The organism is Streptomyces sp. NPDC093149, from assembly GCF_044754145.1.
Classification (GTDB): Bacteria; Actinomycetota; Actinomycetes; order Streptomycetales; family Streptomycetaceae; genus Streptomyces.
This window is the reverse complement of sequence record NZ_JBIVON010000057.1, coordinates 1-8,538: the sequence shown is the minus strand read 5'-3', so window position 1 is coordinate 8,538 and position 8,538 is coordinate 1. Positions and strand designations below refer to the sequence as shown.

Sequence of the window (8,538 nt, the reverse complement as noted above, 5' to 3'; positions counted from 1 at the left end):
GCACAGCTGAACGCAGCCCTCCTCGATCAGATTGGCCAGATCAATGGAGGCCACACACGCCGTCTATAAGACCAGGGCTATTTTGTTCTGGTCTCTTAGTACCGGCGGAATCTGGGGGCTCCACGACCAGCCGTCACCCCCTACGACACCACGAGTTCAACCTCAGTAGTTGTACACATTCGTCGAGACTCGGTAGTAAACGGGTGCCGAGGACCGCAGCATCGCTTGCGGTCACTTGTGCCGCCCCAGCTCGCGGTGGACGCTGCTACGGTGTCGTAGCATGAGTGACCTGGAAATGATCAACTTCCACGAGCTGGACAACGTCTCCGAGCACGACACGTTCTACTGCTGGAACGGCAAGCCGTTCACCGGGAGGGCGGTTTTGACCTTCCCGGACGGTTCCTTGGAACTCGTTATGGACGTCGTTGAAGGAGAACAATCGGGCAAGTGGATGGAGTGGTACGCCCCCGGACAGCTCTACTACGAGAAGGAACTCCAGGCCAACGGCTTCCATGGGCGCGCCCGGGAGTGGCACCGGAACGGCCAGCTGGCGATGGACGGCGAGTACGAACTCGGTTGTGCGCTGTGGGAAAAGGAGTGGGACGAGAACGGCGTTCAGACCCGTGACTACGTGATAGCGGAGACGAACCGCAACTACCTCGACGCCAGAAGGCGCATGTATGGGCCCAAAAGCGATGCAGCGTCGTAGCGCCGCTTCCCACGCTACGGGATCGGCTCGACTACCGCGGTCGCTTGCTCCCTTGACAAGCTCACCTACGCAGCCGGCGGGAGAACGGGCAGGTCGCGGTGGCGACATCCCCTGAGATCGCGGATTGATGGCCGCGTCGCGGCGCATTGACTGGGCTTCGCTTATTGATCCGAAACGCTTTGGGTTCAGGCTCGTTGACGGTGTGTGAGTGATCTGGTGGGGGATGCGCGGACCTGGTCGCCGGACGCGCAGGAGGCTGTGCGGTTGCTTGCGGTGTCCGCGCTGGTCGAGGGCCGGGGCCGTGTGGAGGTCGCCGCTCTGTTCAAGGTGTCGGCCAGGGCAGTGGACAACTGGTGGGCCAAGTGGCAGGCCGGTGGGCGGGACGCACTGCTGTCCCGCACCCCAGGTCGTCGCGCGGGGGAACACCAGGTCCTGTCCGAGGCCGAGCAGGCCGCCGTCCGGCAGGCCGTGCTCGATCACACTCCTTGCGACCTGGGGCTTTCCGGTCAGCTGTGGACACGCGGGCAGATAGGCGAGCTGATCTTCAAACTGTACCGAGTCCGCTTCACCGAGCCCGGCGTGGGCAAGTACCTCAAACGCTGGGGCCTGACCTTCCAACGTCACGACAAACGGGCCGTCGAGCAGGATCCGGAAGCGGTCCGCCTCTGGCACGAGGAGACCTGGCCGGCCATCCGGGCCAGGGCGAAGGCAGAGAACGGTGAAGTCCTCTTCGCCGACCAGGTCGGCATCCGCTCGGACCAGGTCACCGGCCGCACCTGGGGTGCGCAGGGGCGGACGCCGGTCGTCCGCCGCACCGGGAACCGGTTCTCCGTAAACGCGATGTCCGCGATCAGCACCCGCGGCCGGATGCACTTCATGGTCTTCACCGAGCCGTTCGACGCGAAGGTCATGTGCCACTTCCTCGCCCGGCTCGTCGGACACTTTGACCACAAGGTCCACCTGGTCGTCGACCGGCACTCGGCCCACCGCTCGAAAGCCGTCCGGGCCTGGCTCGCCGACCACCAGGACGAGATCGAGTTGCACTTCCTGCCCTCGTACTCACCCGAGCTGAACCCGGACGAGCTGGTCAACGCCGACCTCAAACGCAGTCTGCCCCACACCCAGCGGGCCAGGAACCGGGCCGAACTCGCCACTGAAACCCGCAGGTTCTTCCACCGCCGACAGCGCCAGCCCCACATCGTCACCGGCTACTTCAAAGCCCCGCACGTCCGATACGTCCTCGACGAGTGAACCCAATGAGTTTCTGATCAATAGGACCCAGATCAGAATGAGGTTTTGAGGCGTCGCCAGCAGATGATTGCGCAGCCGAGGGTGAGGAAGGCTTGGTGGATGTCGGCGCGGATTTCCCAGCGGATGCGCGGTCGGCGGAACCAGTGCAGGAGGGCGAAGGCTGCCTCCACGACCCAGCGGTTCCTGCCCAGGCCGCTGCCGTGCTCGGTGCCGCGTCGGGCGATGAGCGGACGAATGCCCAGCTCGCGGACCTGGCGGCGGTAGATGTCGTGGTCGTAGCCGCGGTCGGCGTAGAGCACGTCGGGACGCCGGCGGGGTCGTCCGCGCTTGCCGCGGATCGGCGGCACGGCGTGGATCAGGGGCAGGAGCTGGGTGACGTCGTTGCGGTTGCCGCCGGTCACGGTGGCGGCCAGCGGGATGCCGTGGGCGTCGACGATGACGTGGTGCTTGCTGCCTGTCTTGCCCCGGTCCACCGGAGAGCGCCCGGTGGCATCCCCGCCCTTCAATGCCCGCAGGTGGGAGCCGTCGACGGAGGCACGGGACAGGTCGAGTACGTCGCCGGCGCGCAGCTCGGCGAGCAGGAGTCCGTGCAGTTGCTGCCACACTCCCGCCTCGTTCCAGTCCCGCAGCCGCCGCCAGCAGGTCATCCCCGAGCCGAAGCCCAGTTCCTGCGGCAGGAACTCCCAACGGATCCCGGTGTACAGCACGAACAGGATCCCGCACATGACTTTGCGCTGGTCAAGCCGCTTGCGTCCGGGGTACCGGAAGCGCCGCTCCACCACCGGCAGCAGCGGTTCGATCCGCTCCCACAACCCGTCCTCGATCTCCCATGGCTTGCGCCTGACCGTCCCAGTAGCCGCCTCGCACCCCCAACTCGTACTGATGCAGATGGAACAGAATCTGACGCACGGTCAATCCCCGGCTTCATTCCGTTAGGAGTCCTAAGCCTCGATCCACCGGCGTGCTCTGAAGATGATCTCTTGATCGTTTTGTGAGCTGGTTTCGGTCGGTGGTCGTGGATGGGCAGGTTGTTTCTGCTGGTCTGCCCAGCTTTTCCACGGTGCGGTTCCGGTCGGGCCCTGGCGGGCGGGGTGGTCAGGGGGATCAGGCCGGTGCGGGTGGGTCGTGGACGGTGTGACTGGTGAAGAGGCAGTGTTCCAACCCTGCACTATTCAGGCGGGTCGTGCCGAGCCAAGAGTGCGGAGCGCCCCGGCGAAGCAGACGCCGAAACGCTGGGGCTGTGGGAGCCTCGGCATATGGAGGAATTGCTGTTGTCCGCTTCCCCAGCAGGTCACCGAGTTTCAGGGAGAGGGAAGCGGCGGCGGGCCGAGGATGTTGCTCAGCCGTCGCCGACACGGGACTGCCCCGAGCCGGGTCCCACTCACTGCACGCTCATGCACGCTCATTGAGGTCACAGCCGGACAGATCGAGGCCCGTCTGGTCCCCTATCGTGCCGCGAGCGGCATCTGATCTACTGCCTGCAGACGAACCCGGGACTGGAGAAGAGCGTTGGGTGTCCTGACCGACTACTTCCGTGCGGTGGATTCCGCATCGGTTGTGCGAGTGCTGGAGCAGACGGACGGTGGGTCCCCGCTCTTTGCGGATCCCGCTGTGTTCGACGGCGTCGAAGCCAAGGGCGTGGATCCGTCCGTCGTCCTGGCGCAGCTGATCGCCGCCATCCATCAGGTCGAGTGGCGAGTGGACCTGGTGAGGGAGACGACCGTGTGGCCGGCATCCCCGGCTCCTGGCCCGAACGGCCCGGAGGTGGAGGACGACCCGTGGGCGACGGGACCGTGGGTATCGGAGCTCCATCTCCCGGCACGGGACACGCTGGCAGGAGTACACGATGGCGAAGTATCGGCCGTCGTCGCCAGATGGGTGCGGGCGGAGGAACTTCGAGGAGCGCGCGTCGAGGACATGCAGCCCGTGGCCGAAGAACTCATCCTGCTTGCCAAGCGGGCTCGCGACGCCGACGATCAGCTTTACTGCTGGATGTCAGTGTGAGGCTGTCCGTTTCGGGTGTCCACGTCATAGGACACGGCAGCCGGACAGCCACCTGGGTGTCCCGTGATGCCGATCTGCCCGCCGTCGCTGAGGGCGGTCGCAGGAGTGCCGGTCCGCGACGATGCCTCCCCTGCTGAGACCGCCGCGCGGCCGGTCAGTGGAACACGATGGCGTGACCGCCGAGGATGCTCGCCCGGCATGCCTGCCGGAGCTGGTGCCAGGCCGACCTCTCCTGGGCGAACGGGTCGTCACCGGGGGGGTTCGGCGGAGGCTGGGATTCCCAACGATGGTGCCATGCAGGTCAGTTCGGATAGGAGCCGCTGGCTGGAGCCGACCATGCCCGCGCCGGCGACCTCCGCCTCCGGCGGGAGGAAGAGCGGGTCGGGGAAGTCCACTGGGATGTAGTAGCCCGCGTTGTCGGCGTGGCACAGCAGGTGGGAGGCGAGCACCGAGGTCTCGTCGTCGATCGCCGCGAGGTCGCGGTGCCATGCCTCGGTGTCGGGGTGCGGGGCGGGGGTGACGGGGCTGCCCCGGCCGACGAGGACGAATGTGCGGCGCAGGCGGGTCAGATAGCTGTACGGGATGCCGCCGGAGAAGGTGTGGGCAGTGGGCAGGGCGGTGGTGTTCGGCTCTTCCCACCGGATGCTCTCGGCGTGCAGTGCCCGGCTGAGGACGGCGAAGGCGCGGCGGTGACGGTCGTGGCCTTCGGGGTCGTTGCGAGCCTGGTCGTGCAGCAGCGCGACGGAGATCGACAGTGTCATGGACGGGTTCCCGGTGGTCAGGGCAGGTCAGGTCTGGGTCGGTGCGGTGCGGATCCACTGGGCGTGGCGCCGTGCCTGGGAAGGCGTGTTGAGGCGGCGGATCCACTCCGTCTCGCGCTGGGGGTCCATGTGGTCGGAGACGGCGAAGACCACGACGGTGTCCTCGTACCGGCCCAGGACGCCTTCGGCGACGAGCGTCTCCAGGACCGCCACGCACGTCTCGTACAAGTGCTCGCGGCGCGGTGACGAGGACAGCAGCAGCCGGTTCACCTCGGCGAGGTGTTCGTGGCCGACACCCTCCAGTGCCCATTCGGCCGGGTTCCACCGGTAGTACTCTGCGTCATCTGGATCCCCGGCCTGTGTACGGGCGAGATGCTCGCGGGTGTTGACCGCGCAGCAGACGGTCCTCGCGTCGGCGTCCGAGTACAAGGCGTATCCGCAGTAGCCGCCGTCACCGGATGCCTCCGCGAGGCTCGTGAAGGCCGTACGTGCGGCGGCGAGCAGCACGGTGCCTCGGATCAGGTCGAGGAGGGGCGGGACCGAGGGGGCCTCGATGGGCATGCGGGTTCTCCTCAGGGGATCGGGGGCATCGGGTCGAGGTCTGCGTGGGTTCTCAGGAAGGCGAGGTACTTTGGATCGTCCTCGTCGAAGACATCGGGGCCGCCGCCCATGAAGGCGCGCGTCAGCTCGTCGGCGGCCCGGTCGTGGTGGCCGAGTTCGAACGCGGTCTGCCCCAGCCGCAGGTGGACGTACGGATTGCCGAGCCCGTCGGGGCACAGGACAGCGTTGTGGAAACACTTGTACGCCCTGTCGAAGACCCGCCGCTGGAAGTGCACGTCACCGATCGCCACGTAGAGCCGGGTCGAGGCGGCCCAGTCGTGCGGGTCGCCAGGGAGCAGGCGCAGGGCGTCGAGGTAGAGGGTCTTGGCCTCGTCGAGTCGTCCGGAGCCGGCCAGGTCGTCGCCACGCCGGCACAGTTCGGTGATCTCAGCGTGGACGTCGTCGGGCAGTTGCACGGTTTGTTTCCTGTCGTCCCTGTGGTCCTGTGTCCCCGGTGTTCTGGTGGAGGGCTCAGGCGAGTTCTTCGCTGACGACGTCGAAGGCGTGCCCGCGGGTGTCCGTGACCATTACGCCGATGGCGTCGAATCCGTCCGTCGCCACGACCGGGAACGGGAGGCGGCGGCCGTCCACGAGCCGGGCCAGGCCGGGGTCGTCGGGGTCCTCGACGGTCGCCCGCTCGTCCTCGTCGTCCCAGTCGATGTTGTAGCCGACCCAGACGACGAGTTCGAAGGTGTCCTCGCCGTCCGCGTCGACGTAGGTCCGCTCGGCGCGGTGGGCGCTCAGCACCCCGGCCTCCCAGGTGTCGCAGAACAGGGCGTTGCAGCCGTGCGCCGCGCCGTCGAACAGCAGGATCGGCTCCCCGACCGTCGGCACCGCGTACACCAGGGCGGGCAGCCCCTGGGCGTCGTTGGTGATCAGGCCGTCGTACAGCTCGCCGTGGTAGCGCAGTCGGAAGCGGTTGCTCCCGTCCGGGCCGCGCAGTCGTCCCGCCCAGCCGACGTCCAGAAGTCCGGCCCAGCGCCGCTCGGAGACATGGGCCGGCCGAGGGGCGGGCTCGGTCAGCCCTCGTAGGTGCCCGGGGCCGGGGCGGGTGTCCGCCCGGGGCAGGGAATCCCGCTCAGCCATAAACCCGGACGCTACGTCGTCCCAGCCACCGTGCTTCACCGATCCCCTGCCTCCGTCCTGCGCGCGCAGTCCGCCTTCCGGTCGCGAACACATTAATGGTCCTGCTGGGCGTGCCTGGTCTGGGTGTACGGGCCGAGGCGCCGCAGTGTGAAGCCGTCACGGCTGTCGTCGCGTTTGCGGGCCTCGATGTAGAGGGCGTAGTGCGCGGGGTCCATGCCGATGTCGTCGGGCAGGGGCAGGCTCGCGGCGGCGTGGGTGAGCATCGCGTAGGCCGGCTGCCAGACGCCGAGGATCGCGGTCGTCTGGCAGCGCAGCCAGCCGCGTTCGGTGTAGCCGAGCTAGCGGCCGCGGCGGTAGGCGGCGGCGTGCGGGGTGTCGGGGGGGACCAGAGCAACGGCGATCATGTCGGTGCCGTGGTCGTCGCCGGGTCGGGTGTGTGCACGTTCGACGTACGGGCCGATCCGCACGGCGATGTCCTGGGCGCGGCCGGGCGTCCAGGGCTGCGGGGCGCGTACGGCGGCAAGCATCACGCGGAACTGGTCGACAACGGCCTGATCGAAGAGGTGTGTCCAGGCTTGCTCCCAGGGCCAGTTGTGGGGCAGGTGCAGGGTGATGCGTCGTGCGGATCGCGCGATCCGGGCCGGGACCTGGACCAGGTGGGCCCGGAGGGTGGCCGTGGTGGCCTTGGCGTGGAACGCGGAGGCCAGAGAACCTGCGGCCCGCAGCAGGTTGTAGGTCATCGCCCACAGGGTCAGCCAGGCCGCGTTGGCGTGGAAGTGCCCGGAGGCAGATGGGCCAGGGCCCCGGCCTTGCTGTCCGCGATGGCCTGCTCGACCACGGCGTGATGGCGGTGTTCGCTCGGCCTGCAGGGTTGCGGCGGGCTGGTCGGTGAAGAAGGGGTGGTGGCGCCAGACGGGAAACAGCTCGCCCCGCTCGCCCACGACGGCGGGTTTGGCCAGGTCACAGACCCGGCGCACGAACAGCCGGGCGGTGACCCGATCTGTTTTCTTCCGGCTGGCGAACGCGGTGTACTCGGGTATCTCGGCGACTTCGGCGTCCGAGATGAGTTCACCGGTCTCGGGGTCGGGGACCGCGGTCGGGTAGGTGATCTGCTGCCAGGAGCCGTCGGGGATGCCGAGGACGGCCCGCTTGATGGAGGGATTCATGCCGGTGGTGATCGAGAAGTGGGCACTGGCCCGGTGGCAGGCGGCGATCACTCCGGCGTTGTAGAACTGCGAGTCGGCCCGCAGGATCCGGGTCCCGGTGCAGCCGGCCTCGACGGCGGTGGCCAGGGCCTCGCGGGGGGCGCCCCGGGAGTCTGCTGCTTTGCCGCGTCGCATCCGTGCCCCGGCGATCACCGGCCGTGTGTGCGGGGTGCAGACCGTGCCGATCAGGGGGTGCAGGGTGCGGATGCCCTTGAACCGGCCGTACTCGGCGCCCTGCTTGGTCCGGCCGTAGACGCGTTTGTGGGTGGAGTCGACATCGATGAACGCCTTCTCTCCAGAGCCGGGCAGCAGTGGAGTGCGCGCGGCCAGCGCGGCCAGGAATCTGCGGTGCACCGCATGCAGTTGGAGGGCATGACCATGGGTGAACGCGCGAAGGAAGGTGCCCAGCGTGGACGGGGCACGGATACCGCCGAACAGCGTCGGCACCGCCCCGTGACGCAACATCGCCAGGTCGTCGATGCTGTCCGCGCCCGCCGCCATGCCGGCCACGATGCTGCTGATCTTGGAGTCCGCCGCAGCCCCCGCGCCGTTCGTCGTCCCGGTCAGCTTCACCTTCTGCGTCACCAGGTCCGACAGCCCACACCGTTCAGCCAGCCGCATCACCGGAACCAGCCCGGCATGCGCGACCAGGTTCGGGTCATCGAACACAGCGGACACCGCACCTGGCGGCGTGGAAGAATGCATCCCGGAGATGCACCTCCGAACTGGTTGAGCAGAAGCCTAGAGAACTCCTATTTTCCCAGGTCAGAGTGCATCTCCACTTTCATGTCCAGGCACTGGACGAACCATCACCCGGTGGATCGAGGCTTAGAGGTCGCGCAGATAGGTGCTGTGGGGGGCCTCGGCGGCCCCGCACGGCTGGGCGTGGACACCGTCCGCTTCGGCCGGATCGACACCCCAC

The 8,538-nt window shown here is 67.9% G+C and carries 10 protein-coding genes; 3 read left to right on the top strand and 7 right to left on the bottom strand.

Going from position 1 to position 8,538, the window contains the following annotated elements; translation table 11 throughout:
* The first annotated feature begins 280 nt into the window (after window positions 1–280).
* Both ACIQCZ_RS42310 and ACIQCZ_RS42305 read left to right on the top strand, forming a co-directional pair.
* Window positions 281–709 (top strand): toxin-antitoxin system YwqK family antitoxin, encoded by a 429-nt coding sequence (locus ACIQCZ_RS42310; RefSeq protein WP_402291516.1) that lies wholly within the window; start codon window positions 281–283, stop codon window positions 707–709.
* Window positions 710–913: 204 nt separating this feature from the next.
* Entirely contained in the window at window positions 914–1,960 is a 1,047-nt protein-coding gene (locus ACIQCZ_RS42305; protein WP_402291514.1) for an IS630 family transposase, read from the top strand.
* Window positions 1,961–1,992: 32 nt separating this feature from the next.
* On the opposite strand, the gene ACIQCZ_RS42300 is transcribed toward ACIQCZ_RS42305, so the two are convergent.
* Entirely contained in the window at window positions 1,993–2,784 is a 792-nt protein-coding gene (locus ACIQCZ_RS42300; RefSeq protein WP_402291518.1) for an IS5 family transposase, read from the bottom strand.
* A 739-nt stretch (window positions 2,785–3,523) separates the two neighbouring features.
* Between ACIQCZ_RS42300 and ACIQCZ_RS42295 the strand changes: the two genes are divergently transcribed.
* Window positions 3,524–3,964, top strand: coding sequence for a hypothetical protein (locus tag ACIQCZ_RS42295; RefSeq protein ID WP_402291512.1), 441 nt, complete (start codon window positions 3,524–3,526; stop codon window positions 3,962–3,964).
* A gap of 248 nt (window positions 3,965–4,212) precedes the next feature.
* Here the strand turns inward: ACIQCZ_RS42295 and ACIQCZ_RS42290 are convergent, their stop codons facing one another.
* The 6 genes from ACIQCZ_RS42290 to ACIQCZ_RS42265 form a co-directional block, all read right to left on the bottom strand.
* Window positions 4,213–4,725, bottom strand: a complete 513-nt coding sequence (locus ACIQCZ_RS42290) for a hypothetical protein (RefSeq protein WP_402291510.1) — start codon at window positions 4,723–4,725, stop codon at window positions 4,213–4,215.
* Window positions 4,726–4,752: 27 nt separating this feature from the next.
* On the bottom strand, window positions 4,753–5,286 hold the full coding sequence (locus ACIQCZ_RS42285) for a DUF4303 domain-containing protein (RefSeq protein WP_402291508.1): 534 nt from the start codon (window positions 5,284–5,286) through the stop codon (window positions 4,753–4,755).
* A gap of 11 nt (window positions 5,287–5,297) precedes the next feature.
* Window positions 5,298–5,741, bottom strand: coding sequence for a tetratricopeptide repeat protein (locus ACIQCZ_RS42280; protein WP_402291506.1), 444 nt, complete (start codon window positions 5,739–5,741; stop codon window positions 5,298–5,300).
* A 55-nt stretch (window positions 5,742–5,796) separates the two neighbouring features.
* On the bottom strand, window positions 5,797–6,411 hold the full coding sequence (locus tag ACIQCZ_RS42275) for a hypothetical protein (protein ID WP_402291504.1): 615 nt from the start codon (window positions 6,409–6,411) through the stop codon (window positions 5,797–5,799).
* A gap of 92 nt (window positions 6,412–6,503) precedes the next feature.
* A complete protein-coding gene (locus ACIQCZ_RS42270) occupies window positions 6,504–6,674 on the bottom strand; it encodes a hypothetical protein (RefSeq protein WP_402291502.1) in 171 nt (56 codons plus the stop codon).
* Window positions 6,675–6,749: 75 nt separating this feature from the next.
* Window positions 6,750–8,285 carry an IS1380 family transposase gene (locus ACIQCZ_RS42265; protein ID WP_402291501.1) on the bottom strand — a complete coding sequence of 512 codons (1,536 nt, stop codon included), beginning with the start codon at window positions 8,283–8,285 and terminating at the stop codon, window positions 6,750–6,752.
* Window positions 8,286–8,538 lie beyond the last annotated feature (253 nt).